Annotated in this window: 11 protein-coding genes and 2 pseudogenes; 1 reads left to right on the top strand and 12 read right to left on the bottom strand. The window is 65.7% G+C overall.

From position 1 onward, the window contains the following. Positions 1-47: 47 nt before the first annotated feature. The 8 genes from BMI01S_RS24065 to BMI01S_RS24030 all read right to left on the bottom strand — a co-directional run bounded on the left by BMI01S_RS24065 (position 48) and on the right by BMI01S_RS24030 (position 10,868). Positions 48-2,651 (bottom strand): cellulose synthase subunit BcsC-related outer membrane protein, encoded by a 2,604-nt coding sequence (locus tag BMI01S_RS24065; protein WP_244145344.1) that lies wholly within the window; start codon positions 2,649-2,651, stop codon positions 48-50. A gap of 7 nt (positions 2,652-2,658) precedes the next feature. After that, complete coding sequence (locus tag BMI01S_RS24060; RefSeq protein WP_028233157.1) at positions 2,659-4,962, bottom strand: cellulose biosynthesis cyclic di-GMP-binding regulatory protein BcsB; 2,304 nt, start codon at positions 4,960-4,962, stop codon at positions 2,659-2,661. A gap of 4 nt (positions 4,963-4,966) precedes the next feature. After that, positions 4,967-7,318: a UDP-forming cellulose synthase catalytic subunit gene (gene bcsA, locus BMI01S_RS24055; RefSeq protein WP_081723679.1), complete on the bottom strand. Its 2,352-nt coding sequence runs from the start codon at positions 7,316-7,318 to the stop codon at positions 4,967-4,969. Between the two features lie 253 nt (positions 7,319-7,571). After that, on the bottom strand, positions 7,572-8,069 hold the full coding sequence (locus BMI01S_RS24050) for a lytic transglycosylase domain-containing protein (RefSeq protein WP_036047466.1): 498 nt from the start codon (positions 8,067-8,069) through the stop codon (positions 7,572-7,574). Between the two features lie 24 nt (positions 8,070-8,093). Further along, on the bottom strand, positions 8,094-8,453 hold the full coding sequence (locus tag BMI01S_RS24045) for a hypothetical protein (protein WP_028233160.1): 360 nt from the start codon (positions 8,451-8,453) through the stop codon (positions 8,094-8,096). A gap of 3 nt (positions 8,454-8,456) precedes the next feature. After that, the gene (locus BMI01S_RS24040; protein ID WP_174480135.1) at positions 8,457-8,804 is read right to left on the bottom strand and encodes a hypothetical protein; all 348 of its coding nucleotides are present in this window, start codon (positions 8,802-8,804) and stop codon (positions 8,457-8,459) included. Positions 8,805-9,121: 317 nt separating this feature from the next. After that, positions 9,122-9,415 carry a GYD domain-containing protein gene (locus BMI01S_RS24035; RefSeq protein ID WP_028213659.1) on the bottom strand — a complete coding sequence of 98 codons (294 nt, stop codon included), beginning with the start codon at positions 9,413-9,415 and terminating at the stop codon, positions 9,122-9,124. Between the two features lie 34 nt (positions 9,416-9,449). Next, positions 9,450-10,868: an FAD-binding oxidoreductase gene (locus BMI01S_RS24030; RefSeq protein WP_028233161.1), complete on the bottom strand. Its 1,419-nt coding sequence runs from the start codon at positions 10,866-10,868 to the stop codon at positions 9,450-9,452. Positions 10,869-11,353: 485 nt separating this feature from the next. Here BMI01S_RS24030 and BMI01S_RS24025 point away from each other — a divergent pair, with 485 nt between their 5' ends. Further along, the gene (locus BMI01S_RS24025; protein WP_028213661.1) at positions 11,354-11,566 is read left to right on the top strand and encodes a DUF1059 domain-containing protein; all 213 of its coding nucleotides are present in this window, start codon (positions 11,354-11,356) and stop codon (positions 11,564-11,566) included. A 97-nt stretch (positions 11,567-11,663) separates the two neighbouring features. On the opposite strand, the gene BMI01S_RS41010 is transcribed toward BMI01S_RS24025, so the two are convergent. From BMI01S_RS41010 to BMI01S_RS44060, 4 genes and pseudogenes are all read right to left on the bottom strand, one after another. Then, positions 11,664-11,828 (bottom strand): hypothetical protein, encoded by a 165-nt coding sequence (locus tag BMI01S_RS41010; RefSeq protein WP_154671560.1) that lies wholly within the window; start codon positions 11,826-11,828, stop codon positions 11,664-11,666. 55 nt (positions 11,829-11,883) lie between these two features. After that, positions 11,884-12,291: a hypothetical protein gene (locus BMI01S_RS24020; RefSeq protein ID WP_028213662.1), complete on the bottom strand. Its 408-nt coding sequence runs from the start codon at positions 12,289-12,291 to the stop codon at positions 11,884-11,886. A 245-nt stretch (positions 12,292-12,536) separates the two neighbouring features. Next, positions 12,537-12,623, bottom strand: a pseudogene (locus tag BMI01S_RS41005) (beta-ketoacyl-ACP reductase); the annotation flags it as partial. After that, positions 12,604-12,678: pseudogene (locus tag BMI01S_RS44060) on the bottom strand (beta-ketoacyl-ACP reductase); the annotation flags it as partial. The pseudogenes BMI01S_RS44060 and BMI01S_RS41005, both read right to left, overlap by 20 nt. Between the last annotated feature and the right edge of the window lie 308 nt (positions 12,679-12,986).

Raw genomic sequence — 12,986 nt, 5'->3', positions numbered from 1 at the left:
GCCCGGGCGGCTTGAAAGCTTCGCTCGGGCCGCATTGGCTCGATCATCTAGTGATGGTCGTCGTCGAGTTGCAGGTAGGCATCGCGCGCATTGCGCGGCAGATCCCGGCTGAACACGGCCGCGCGCGGCTCGATGAAATAGCGGACGAACGCGAGCGCTGCCACCTGCCTGTCGCGCCCCGGCGTCACGTTGACGTCGACGAGGCCCCCCATCTGCCAATGGGGCGCCAGCTTCATGACAGCCGACGCTTGCCCGTGCACGTAAGGGCCGCGGTCGTGGCTGCCGATGCAGCTCGCGGAGCATGCTTCGCTATCCTGACGAGCGTAGTTCCACCCCGTCTCCAGATTGCCCTGCCATTGCCAGGACTGCCCTTCGGCGGACAGCAGCTGGAGCGCGAGTCCCGCGCTCTCCGACGATTGCGGGCTGTAATAGCCGCCTTGTCCCGGGGAGTAGAAGTTTTCATTGCGGCGATACGCGAGATAGTGCAATGCCGGACCGACACTGAAATAGTCGAAGCCGCGCAGCTTCAGGTCATAGCTCGCCGACAGGTCGGTCGAAACGCCTGCGTTGTCCGCCACGTGCATGCCTGTCAGCCACTGTGCTTCGGTTGCGGCACTCATGCTCCAGCGAGGCGCTACCTGCCAGCGCACCCGGCCGCCGCTCGCCGCGCGGTTGACCGCTCCCCACCTGGCGCCCGCGACCTCCATGCCGCGCCAGGACAGCAACGAATCTCGTACCGGCGCATACCCCGCGTACACCGTCCATCCACCCCAATGTGCCTGCTGCCCGACGCTCGCCTGCCCGTTCGCCGAGAATCCGGCGACGCCACCTTGCACCGCCCCCATCGACAAGCGCCAATCGATGGTTCGTGCGCCGTTCAAACGTGCGGTGTCCGACACCATCGCCTGGAATTCTTCTGCGGTTGCATGGCCCCCCACCATCCCCACGCCGTTCAGCTGCCCGTGTCTCGCATCCAGGAACAGTTGCCGATACCGCAAGTTGTACGCTCGCGTGCCATCGAACCATTCCCCTCGTACGGCGGGCGCGACGACGCTGAGCTTGCTTTGGCCGGCCGTGCCCGCCTGGTCGGAGGCGTCCACGCCCGCAGCGACGGATGCCGAATTCACACCGGTGAGATCGGCAGGCACGTATCGCAGAATGCGTGCCGGCTCGGTCGAATCGGCCAGGGCCTCATGCAGCCTGGCGTGTGCGGCGACGAAGGACTTCTCGTAGTAAAGACGCTGTGCCTCGAGTGCGTGTTCATAAGCACCGAGCGGACCGGCGTCCGGCCTGGCGTTCGCTACGTGCCGGCCCGCGGCCCAGCGCGTCAGCGCGAGCCCCTCCGCGCTGTCCTCATCATGGCTCGCCTCGTAGCGTTCACGAAAGACCTGCTCGGCTTGCGCATACTTCTTGAGCGCATACAGGTTCCAGCCGCGCAGCGCAGCGGTTTGTGCCTGGGGCATGCCGAGCGCCTCTGCCTCGTCCAGTTGAAGCAGGCTCTGCGCGTAGCGATGCGCGCGATAAGCGTCGTCGGCGCGTGCCAGCGCGATCTGCCCGCGCAGATTGCGCGCGCGAGCGTCCTTCGCGACCGCGCGCTGCATGAGCAGGGCGTCCGCCGCATCCCAATCGCGCTGGGAGACGCGCACCTGTGCCAGTCCGATGCTCGCGTCAGCGGCTTGCGGCGTAATCGATAGTGCCGTGTCGAACCAGTCCGCGGCGGCATCGAGATCCTGATGGGCGAATGCGATCCAGCCCGCCAGCGTCGCGGCCTCGCCATCGCGCCTCGCGCGAATGGCTGGCGCAAGCACGGCCAACTGCGCTGCCGCAGCGGGATCGCCGGGCGGCAACGCCGCCAGCGCGCTCACTGCCCGCTCGTAGCGCAGCCGCTCGAATGCGATGTTTTCCTCTGGCGAACGATGGCCCTCATTCGCCTCGGCATCGATCAGCGCGTCGACCTGCGCCTCGCTCAGCTGATGCACGGCGCGGTAAAGCGTCGCCATGCGGTTGGCGGCCGGGGCGCACGTCGGAACGACCGCCCGGTACAGCGCGAAGACCGCGTCCGCGTCCCCGGCTTGCGAAAAGGCGTCGGCGGCCTGCCAGACGTGCTCGATGTGGTCACATCCAAATTCCTCCGGGGCGCGCGACAGCAGGGCGTGCAACGCCTGAGGGCCGCCCCCGAGCGCCACCTTGAACGCCTCCTCGCGCTGTCTGCGCTCGCGTTCGTGGGCGAGCGCCTGCGCAGGCGTCCAGGACGGATATTCCCGGGTCAGCCGGGCCACCTGCGCATCGTAGGCCGTCAGCTCGTTCGCCTTCAGCAAGTTCCACAACGGCCGCTCATCCGGCGCGCTGGGCACGTACACGGCCGCCTTCGCGTTGCGCGCGGGCAGCGCAAGATCCGGCGGCACCACCGGCGCGATCAGCCCCTGTTGCTCGGCCTGCTCGACGCGAGCGTCGCCCGCGCGTGATTGCGCGTTCGTCACCCGCGGCTGCGCCGATCGCCGTGCATCCGGGGACGTGCCCCAATGCGTGGCCACCCCTTGCGTCCCGGTCTGCTCGACGTCGAGCACGTTGTCCTGCGCCGCGTGCGCGAAACCGGAGAGCGCCCCGCAAAGCCACACCGCGCACCACCGCCTGCCTCCCCCCGGACCCATCCGCGACTTAGTCCTTCGAGGCGGCATGGTGCTTCCGGTGGTAACGGCGGAGCAAGACAACCGTGAGCGCGGCCAGTAACGCGAGCAGGCCGGCCAACCCCGCATAGCCGAGCCACGGATGGTTGGACAGCTCGAAGCCCAGACGATCGTAGGCGCTCAACTCGCCGTAGGCATAGCTCGCACCGCTTCGTGCCGCCCAGAGGCCGGGGCTGTCGAAATTCATCAGGGCCACGTCGCCGGCAAGGTTCTCCCAATAGTTCGGCTCGACGAGCCGACTTACCCCCTCGGCGAGTTCGGCGGCGTTCGCGGCGGTCAGCAGCGTGACCGTCTTGCGCGCATCGCCGCGAAATTGCATGACCAGCAACTGGCGCGACAACGCGGTGTCGGCGCTCAGCATCGACTCCGACGAGGTTGCCGCCGGCTGTCCCGCGTCGCCGAAGCGAGCGCGCAGCGACTGCAACAGCCCTTCGTGCCGAGGCTCGCTGCCCGGCGAATCCACGGCCGGGTCATACGCGATGGTCTCGATCCGGCCCGGCTGCCAGGGCGCCCCTTCCCAGTCGGCCTGCGACAGCGCGCCGACCGCGCCGACGAGCAGGGTGTGCCTTCCGGGCGCCACGCTGCCCGCTGTGACCTGGGCGGACGTGAGCGGCCATTCCTGCTTTTGGGCGATCTTCGCCATCAGGGACCAGGCGGCCCTCAACGTATCGTTGTCGCGCGCCGCGACCCGCAGCGCCAGGTCCGCCCCATCCGGATGCACGGTGTAAGGAAACTCGCTTTGCGCAAAGCGCTTGAGATCGGGCAGCGTCGTGAAGTGCGAGGCGGGCGGCAGCCTGAGCGAAGAGTCGTCGAACACCGTGATCAGGAGGTTGCGCAGCTCGCGCAGCGCGCAATGGTCGGAAACGAGCGGCACGAGGACAGGCCGCAGCGACAGCACGTTCGGTCCCGGCTGGAAGCTGCGCAGCGGAATGGCGACGCGATAGTGCCGCAGCACCGCTCCCTGTTGCTGATCGAGTGCGATGACCTGCTCGAAGCGGTTATTCAGGTAGACGTTCAGCACCGAATCCTGGCGCATCCTCGCGCCTTCGGTGAAGTTCAGGTCGAGGATCACCTCGGCGTCTTCGGGCGCGTAGATGTCCGCGGGCAGCATCAGGTCGAGGTCGGCGTGGTCGGCGGGGCCCAGCGTTCGCGTGGTGAAGCCGAGGTCCTTGAACGCGTGGGCGCCGGTCCCCGATAGCACGTGCTTTGCCGCATAGCGGGCGAGCGTCGCTTCGTTGAGCGCGCCGACCGCCATCTCATTGCGCTTGGGCAGCGGCAGTTCGCGGTGGGCGAACGCGCGCGCCGCGAGCGCCACCTGGGCGTCGTCCCGGCCGCTCACGACGAGCACGAATCGGCGCGGGTCGTCGGGCTTGGGGTAGATGCCGAGAAACGCGCCGTCGATGTGCGACGCGATGCGAGGGTCCAGATAGGGGCGCAGCGCGTCGCGCGTGCCGAACAGCAACACGTCGGAACCGGACAGCGGCGCCAGCGCGAGGCCGGCGACCGCGCCGCCGCCCGCGCCGGGGCGCGCGTCCTGCACGCGCAGGTCCGGCGCCAGATAGCGCAGGCGCAGCGCCACGCCCTCGGCGAGCAGTGCGCCGCTGCCGAGCTGAAGATCGTTGCGTGCATGAGTTGCCGGGACGATGGCGATCGAGCGCGGGAGCGCCTGCTTGGGGTCGATCAGGTCGTCGAGATCCGCCAATGTCGGCGTGAGCGGCTTGAGTTCCGTCTGCATCTGCAGCGTCGACGCGTTCGTGTCGATCTCGGTCCAGAGTTCGGGCGCGTTCGGATCCTCGCAGTTTTCCGTCGCGTGCTCGGCAACGGCGAAAGCCAATGTGTTGTATCCCGGGTGCAGCAAGTCCACCGGCACGCGGATATCGGCCGTGAGTTCCGGCTGGTGCGGCGACAGCTGCATTTGCGCGATCGTGCGGTCGTTCACGCGCACGGCGAGCGCCGATCGCGCAGTCAGCAAGGACACCGAATTGGTCGCGACCAGATGCAGAGTCGCCGAGCGCACTGTCTCGCTCGCCGACACGGGCAGCGAGAGCGCGCGCGAGGCCGCTTCGCCCGCCAGTCGCAGCGGCCCCGACAGGTTTGCCAGCGTGGCGAGCGACACGGGCGCCGCCGCCGCGGAGGCAGCCGCGACCGGAACCGATGCCGGGGAGGCCGGCGATGCCGCTTGCGCGGCAACTGCCGCGTGGCCGGTTAAAGCGCCACAGATCGCGGCGAGCACACACGAATACGCGATCACGCGCGGGTAAAGCGGAAATTTCATCGGGTTATTGGCGCGACGAGAGAAGGGAACGCAGGGTACGCGTGCGGGCGAGGAGCGGCCGGACGGCATAGGTGCCCATGCTGGCGAAAAAGACGCGGTAATGATGTAAAGCGTGGATGGTGCCGAGGCTGATGACCGTGGCGAGGCTGCGCAGGATGCCGATGCGTCGGTTGCGGCTTTCGCGGAATACGCGCCAGCGTCCGCTATCGCCGAACACGAGCGCGACTTGCTCCGACCGTCCCGCGACACTGTGATCGCTGAATTGCGCGCCGACCGCCAGATCCCCGTCGGGCGTGCTGAACGACGCGCGCAGCGCCACGGCGACACGGCTCGTGCGGTTGAGCGCGGCGTTGAAGACTTCGAGCGTCGCGTGTGACTGGGGCAGGGTGCCCGAGTACGCGCCACGCGCAATCACGAGCTTCGCGCCGCCGGCCGACATGTCGACGATGCGGCATGCGAGCGCGCGCGCCGGCGCCCCTTCGGGCCCGGCGTCGTCGAGATGCAGCGTTGCCTCGATGTTGGTCGGGATGCGCGGCGTGGCCCGCCGCTGCTTGCGTTCATAGAGCACGCCGACGCAGGCGTTCAACAGTACGAGATTCAACACGCTCCAGCCGAGCGATGCCATGATGACGTCCGCGTGCGGCGCGTCGTGCAGCAGCTTCCAGATCCCGACGACCGCGGCGATCAGCACGTAAAGGTAGACGGCGTAGAACGGCCCCGAGAGCTCGGAGATGGCGTCCTCGTCCATTTGCTCGCCCTTGGGCGTGACCTTGAAGGTCGGCGCACGCGGATTCTTCAGGACGGAGACGACGCCGCGCAGCGAGAACAGCGAGAGCAGCAGTTCATAGACCTCTGAAATGAGCGTCCACCGGTGCCGTCCGAACAGATAATCGGTGGTGAGAATCGCTCCCACCACCTGGGGCAGGCCGTAAGCGAAAAACTGAGGAATTGTCGCGTGGTAGAACTGCAGGCCGAACAGGAGATACATCCCCGGCGCAAACAGGAACACGATGCGCGCGTAGCAGAAGAACCAGAAGAACGCGTTGGAGAAGTAGCAGAGGCGCTGCGGCACCGTCAGTCCCTTCATGCCCAACGGGTTGCTCAAGAGCAGCAGCTGGATCATCCCTTGTGCCCACCGCACCCGCTGCAGGACGAAGCTGGCGAACGTCTCGGGCTGCAACCCGGAGATCAGCGGCTCGTTCAGGTACACGCTGTGATAGCCGCGCGAGTGCAGCGTCAGCGCCGTTTCCGCATCTTCCGTGATGGATTGGCCCGTGATGCCGCCGATCTCCATCACGCAGTGGCGCCGCAGCACGGCAGCCGACCCGCAAAAGAATGACGCATTCCAGAAGTCGAGCCCCGGCTGGATGACCGAGTAGAACATCTCGCTTTCGGACGGCATCTTGCCGAACATGCCGAGGTTCTTCTCGAGCGGATCGGGATTGATGAAGAAGTGCGGCGTCTGCACGAGGCACACCCGCTCGTCGCGCTGAAAGAAGCCGACCGTCTTCTCGAGGAAATCGGCGGTCGGCACATGGTCAGCGTCGAAGATCACCATGAGGTCGCCGCTCGTTTGAGCCAGCGCGGCGTTGATATTGCCCGCCTTCGCGTGTTCGTTCTTCGCCCTCGTCAAATAGATGGCGCCATGGCGTGCCGTCATCTCGCGCAGCGCCTGTGCGCGTTCGCGTGCCTCGGCGGCCTTCGCTTCGTCGGCCTGTGCGAGCTTCTGCTGGGTGCCCCCGTCGTCGAGCAGATAGACTTTTAGCCGGCCGCGCGGATAGCGCATGTCGAGCGCCGCTCGCAGCGTAACCTCCAGCAGATCGGGCGATTCGTTGTAGGTCGGGATGAACACATCGACGCTGGCCACCGGCCCCGCGTCGGTCACGAGCGGCGCCGCCGCGCGATGAAGGGGCCGGCTGTTCACGAACAGGCCGACCGACGCCACGACGATCCCGTAGATCTCCGCGAAATACAGCAACAACGCGAAGATGAAGTCGAAGAAACCGTAATAGTCGAGCGTCGAAGTCGTTCGCCAATACAGGTAGCGAAACGTGAGAAAGCCCGAGCACAAGAGGAAGAACAGGCGCACGCCTTCAAACCTGCGCACGCGGCGCAGCGCGATCATCGTGGCAACCACCGCGAACGACAGGCAGAACTGCGCCACGAGGTCGAGCCTGACCGAGGCGATCACCGAGACTGCTGCCAGCGTGACGAGCCATGCCAGCCCCGCTGCCCAGCCGGGCAGCCTGAAGGGCGCGGCGGTCGTGACGGCGTGCCGGCCGCCGCCCAGGCGCCAGCCGCGCGGGCGAATTCTCCAACGTACCTCGCGACCAGCCGTGCCGATGATCCTCTCCATACGGATGCTTCCTTGTCCAGGCGGCTTATCGGCGGGCTTTGGTGAAACTTGAGGCTCTCAGAGGTATCTTTGATCGGCGTCAGCCGGCGGCGAATTCGCCGGTGTCCGGTGATGCGAAAGGATCTCGTAGGGAAGGCCGCGAGGTTCGACTGGCGCGGTCAGCGGCGGGGCTGTCACACACCGCGGGACCTGGTTGGGCCGCGCATACGAAAGGGGATGGGAAGCCAGCAACGAATGAAGCCTCGTGCCGCGCTCATCGTCCCGGCTGCAGGTGCCCCCAGCTCACGAGAATCGCCTGGATGCTGCGCGCGTAGGCGTCGCGCTCGTGCGGCGATTCCGAGTGGTACGCGCCGATGGCGCGCCACGTGTTGCCGTATCGCACCATCTTTTGCTTGAGCAGCCACGCGGCCACGAAGATATTCACGCAAGGGTCCGTGAGCGCGCGGTGCGGAATGCCCTCGCGCGTGAGTTCGGGAAAGTGGATCGAGTTGATCTGCGCCTGCCCTACGTCGATCGAGCCGTTGGCGTTGTGATTGATGGCCGCCGCGTCGCCTTTCGATTCCCGCCATGCGACCGCGCGCAGCACGAGCGGATTCACGCCCTGGTAGGCGCCGGCCTTTTCGAAGCACTCGTCGGCCGGCGGCGCGGCATGCGCCGCAGAAATGCCGAATGCCGCGAGGCCCGCGAGCATGAGCCGGGCGAGGCGGCCCCGCGATCGCAACCGGCGGAGGGCGGTGGTCTTGTGCTGCATCGGTCGAGGCTCCGGGTTGGAACGTTACTGCGCGAGAGCGGAATCGAGTCGCTGCTCGATGTCCTTCAGATAGGCGCGCGAGGTGTCGGAAACGACGAGCCGCGGCGCGGGCATCGCGCAATGGCAGTCGCGCTGGCGCGCTTTCTTCTTGTGAGAAGAAGCGCTGTGCGGCGCGGGCGCTTCGTCGTCGTCGCCGCTCGCGGGCGGCAACATGGCGAGCGTGGGCAGCGGGGGATAGACCTTGTCCGCGGCCGCGGCCGCGGCGGCAACCACGGTCGGGCTAACGGTTGGGCCTGCGGTTGGGTTCCCGCTGGCGGCGGGCTGGCCTGCCCACGCGGCGTTGCACAGGAAAAGAACGGCTGCGGCGAGAGCGATCTGGCGCATTGGTCAGCTCCCCGTATGCAACGGCTCGATCGAGACGCTGTACGCCTGGTTCGCGCCAGCCGTGAGGTTTTCCAGCGTGGGCCTCGTCCCCTGCCTTTGCGGCACACCCTTCCAGATTGCCTGGTTGATGTACGGAAGGTCCTGGCCGAGCGCCGTCACGCGGATCACGGTGGGTTGCTTCTGCGCGGCGGCGAGCGCGCCCGCCTTGGCGAGCACGGCGCTGAGCTGCGCATCGCGCGCGCCGAGCGCATCGGCGGGAATGTCGAATTTCATGATTGCGTTCGACACCGCGGGTTTGCCGGTTTGCGCCGTAGTGGGCGGCTGCAGCTGCGCGCAACCTGTCATAACCATTACGGCAAGTAAGAGCACAACGCGCGTCACGGCCGGGTCTCCAAAAATTCGTGGCGATGTACGGGTTTTCGGCCGTGGCCCGCCAGACTTGATACCCGGGCGGCAAACGTTTGCGAAAAAGAAAGAGTTCGCTCGCACAGTGGCGGTTACCGGAAAGTCGCTGCGCGCGCCGGCGACTTCGGGCAGAGAAATGCCTCCGGCAATCTCGCGGGGGAATGCGTTGCGCACGCCCCGCATACGTATGAACAATTGCGGCGCGGGCCCGCGCGCCGCTGCTCGCGCCGCTACCCGCGCCTCTGCCCGTTTGATCGAGCGAATCAAGGAAGCTTGCCGATCACCGCCGTGAACTCGTCCTTGCTCAATGCGCGCAGCGTTTGCGTACGGATATTGCCGAGCGATCCCAGCGCGAGACCGAACGCCATGAAGCTTTGCTCGTCGGGCGCTTCAATGACGGTGACGATGTCGTATTCCCCGAGCGTCCAGTAAATCTGCTTCATTTCACAGCCGAAAGTTTTTGCCATTTCCGCTGCCTGACCGGCCCGGTTGGCACTGTTCTTCACGGTGCGGATACCCTGGTCGGTGAACTGCGCGAGCACCACATAGGTCGACATGACGATTCCCCTTACGATGACATCGAAACGCGGATCAATTGCTCCCTGGTGTGCTTCCTGAGCCTGACGCTTCCGGCCGGATGTTCTGGTTGTGACGGAAAAGATTGTGCGGGTCGTAACGTGTCTTGATCGCCACGAGACGGCTCATGTTCGGACCATAGGCCGCCTCGACGCGTGCGCGTTCATCGTCCGTGAGGAAGTTCACATAGACGCTGCCGAGCGCAAACGGCGCCGATGCCTCGAAGAAGCCGCGCGCCCAGGCGATGCAGCGGGCGTCGTCGGCGGCATCGCTCCAGCGGCCGTGCACGTTCATGACGTAGAGGGCGTCGCGGCTCGGATAGGCCATTGCGTCAGGCGCGACGCGTTGAGTCGCGCCGCCGATTTGTCCGAAGAATATTTCGCACTGGGGCGAGGGCAGGCTGGCGATGGCGTCGGTCAACGTGTCGAGCAGGCCGTCGGGCAATGTGGCGAGGTTGTGCGACTTCCAGTAGTTGCGCTCGCCCGGTGTGAGCAACGGATCGAACGCCTGTTGCCAGGCCGTGTACGGCATGGGCCCGAGATGTTCGCCACATGGCTTGCCGAAGGCCCGCACGCGCTCCACCGCCTGTGGGCCGTTTTCCACCGGCCCGGTATAGCAGATCGCGAAGGCGATGACCGGCGTGCCGTGCACTTCCGGCGGCAGGAAAGGCAGTGGCGGCGCGAGGCGCAGCACGCTCCACACGGTCAAGTCTTCGGGCATCGCGCTCGCCGCCTCGCGATATTGCACCAACGCTTCCTTCGCGGCGTCGAGCGGCAGCACCACGAGCCCGCCGTAGACCTCGGGGCCAACGGGGTGCAGCGCGAACTCGAACATCGTCACCACGCCGAAGTTGCCGCCGCCGCCGCGGATCGCCCAGAACAGGTCGGCGTTTTCCTCGGCGCTCGCGCGCAGCAGATCGCCGTCGGCCGTCACGATGTCGGCGGCGACCAGATTGTCGATCGACATGCCGAAGCGTCGGCTCAGCCAGCCGAACCCACCACCCAGCGTGAGACCCGCCACGCCGGTCGTCGAATTGATGCCCAACGGCGTGGCGAGGCCGAAAGCCTGCGCCTCATGATCGAAGTCGCGTAGCGTCGCGCCCGGCTCGACATACGCGCGCCGCGTGGCGGGCTCCACTCGCACCGACTTCATGAGCGACAGGTCGATCACGATGCCGCCTTCGCACAGCGCGCTGCCCGCGATGTTGTGGCCGCCGCCGCGCACGGCCAGCGGCAGGCCCGTTTCGCTCGCGAACGCCACCGCGCGCCGCACGTCGGCGCAACCCCGGCAGCGCACGATCAGCGCCGGGCGGCGCTCGATCATCGCGTTCCAGATTTGCCGCGCTTCGTCGTAGCCCGCGTCGCCCGGTTGCAGGGCATCGCCGCGCAGCGCGCCTTTCAGTGTTGCTATGGAGTCGCTCGACAGGCTGGACATCGCACACCTCTCATTCAAGGGATCGGAAACAACACGCGCAACTGGCCCGGCGTGCACTTTCGTGGACTGCGTGGACTGAAGGGGACTGCAAGCGACCGCTCCAATTGTCGAATCAATGCAGATTCGCATGCGCAAAAAGACGGTGTGCGCTCGGTCGGGAAAGCGGGAAGGAAGGCTTTCGAAAAGGGCGGCAGAGTGCGGCCTCTGGCCGGGCCGTACAGGGGCCCGGGCAACGAGCGCTTTGCGGCATCGCCGGTCTTGTGGCCGGGCAGTCGCCGCCGTGCCTCGTTGATTCATTAGCTAACCTAAATTACGCAGCTTGATAAATAAAATCTCGCGCATTAATTCAGATTATTGACGTACGTCGATTGGCTTTAATAGTTTAGCAAGCGTCATGCATGGATTCTATAATTTTCACGCATGCCGTATGGTTCGCGCGTGCGTCTGTTTGAGATTGTATCGATTCGCCCACAAGAGGTCTCGCCATGACTAGAAAGTACATTGACTGCAGGGAGTTTCCGAGCGAGATGAACTGCACGGTTGCCATTTCGGCGGATTCGGACGCGGAGCTTCTGGAAGCCGCAGTCCAGCACGCGGTGAGCGTGCATCGTCACAGCGATTCGCCGGAGCTGCGTGCGCAGCTCAGTCAGCTCTTTCACGAAGGCTCGCCGCCCGTCGCATCGCCGCGCGCCGCATGACGAAGAAGAGGCGGCCCGGCGCGCAAGGGGTCGGCCCACGGACGCCGCCGTTTTTCCTGACCGGCGGCGGTTCGGGGCTCTGCGCGGCGGTGGGGCGTCATTTGCTCGAACGCGGCGCGAACGGGTGTTCGCCGACTTCGGCATCGGCAAGGCGCGCGAGGTAGCGGCTCTCTGCGACGAGCGCGCACTTGCGGCGCCGATCGACGTGACGGACGCCGCGAGCGATGCCTGCCGAAGTTCGAAAGGCGCTGGGCGCGGCCATGCCGTTTCCGCAGCGTCCTGGCCAGCTCGCGGAGTTCGGGGCGCTCCGCCCTCACTCATCTGCAAAGTTTCGCCCGCATGCGCGCAACGCCGATTGCGCGCGTATCGAGCGCAACGTCAGGCGGCGCCTCCTGCATGGGCGCCTTCTGGTGGAACGTAACGAGCGCCTTGAGATTTTCGATCGACATCTGCGGCGCGATGGAGTTTCCAATACTGTCCGAGCCCAGCAGGAGACCCTTACCCGGGAAGCGCTCCCCCGGGTAGAAATTCCGGATGGCCCAGAAACGCCGTTCCGCAATCGGCGTGAGGAGCCTTTCGCTGTCGACGTAGATCGCGTCTCCGTTGGGTAGCAGCACTGCATCAAACAGCGTGCATTCTATGAGCCTGGATATTTGCCGGTAATCGCCGGTGCACCTGATCTTTTTGATCGTTGCTGCATATGGGTCGATAAGGATTGCCTTCACCCTCTGTCTCCTTTGTCCCTAGGTGACGGGATAACGGGAGCTTCGCCGGCCAAAAAAGACAAAAAAATAAATGCGCCGATGCTATGTGCATAGCCGCAAAGCGCCCATGGGTGGCCAGGACAGACGCCGACGCGAATCCGGCGCAGAAAAGCCTTTCTGCGCCGGTCCCGCAGGTCTCTCTCGCGCCGTACTGCGGGCGCAGGAGACCGCGTACCGGCCGGCGTCGTTGCCGGTGCCGATGATGGCTAGCTCATGTACAGGCCGCCGTTTAGCGAGAAGTCTGCTCCCGTCGCGAACCCTGCTTCGTCGCTGGCGAGCCAGAAGACGATAGATTGCCGTTCCAATACCGCCCATGCCGCCGGTTACATAAGCAATCCGCTTCGCCATATCATGCGCTCCAGGTAGATTACGGTGACTACGACGGATGACGCTTAAGACGTGAAACATTACGTTCTACTGAATGATAAGATGAGTGCCGGATTTGTCGTGCCTCGGTCAAAACATCTGCAGATGCTGTGCCTTTGATCTGGCCGACGCCATCATGTGCGGCAACGATCACGCGCTCGACCTCCCTGTTCACCCGGTCGAAATCAATACGCGAAGCTGTGCGAGCATCCTGGCCGTAAGCCGCTGCCGGCGAACCGGATGCAAAACCGGCCTTGTACTATACTGACTAATCTGGTGACGTACCTTGT

Source organism: Paraburkholderia mimosarum LMG 23256 = NBRC 106338 (genome assembly GCF_000739815.1).
Taxonomy (GTDB): domain Bacteria; phylum Pseudomonadota; class Gammaproteobacteria; order Burkholderiales; family Burkholderiaceae; genus Paraburkholderia; species Paraburkholderia mimosarum.
Note: the sequence above shows the minus strand (reverse complement) of the source record. Positions and strands in the feature narration are given on the sequence as shown.